At 64.3% G+C, this 258-nt stretch carries 1 protein-coding gene; it reads right to left on the bottom strand.

What is annotated here, in order from left to right:
* The coding region (locus SB754_RS21315) for a condensation domain-containing protein (protein ID WP_410784332.1) at window positions 1-258 on the bottom strand (258 nt) is incomplete at both ends.

Genomic DNA, 258 nt, shown 5'->3' with positions numbered 1-258 from the left:
AAGGCTTCGACCAGTTGTTCGAACGGCAGCTCTTGATGGGCCTGGGCGTCGCTGGCGGCCTGGCGGGCTTGCTGCAACAGCGCGCGGAAGGTCTGCTGCGGCTCGATTTGCGCGCGCAGCACCTGGGTGTTGACGAAAAACCCGATCAACCCTTCGGTTTCTACCCGGTTGCGGTTAGCGATGGGCACACCCACGCGAATGTCCTGCTGCCCGCTGTAGCGCTGCAGCAAGGCCTGGAACGCGGCCAGCAACAGCACG

Origin of the sequence: Leifsonia sp. SIMBA_070, from assembly GCF_046534635.1 — a bacterium.
GTDB lineage: Bacteria > Actinomycetota > Actinomycetes > Actinomycetales > Microbacteriaceae > Leifsonia.
Note: the sequence above shows the minus strand (reverse complement) of the source record. Positions and strands in the feature narration are given on the sequence as shown.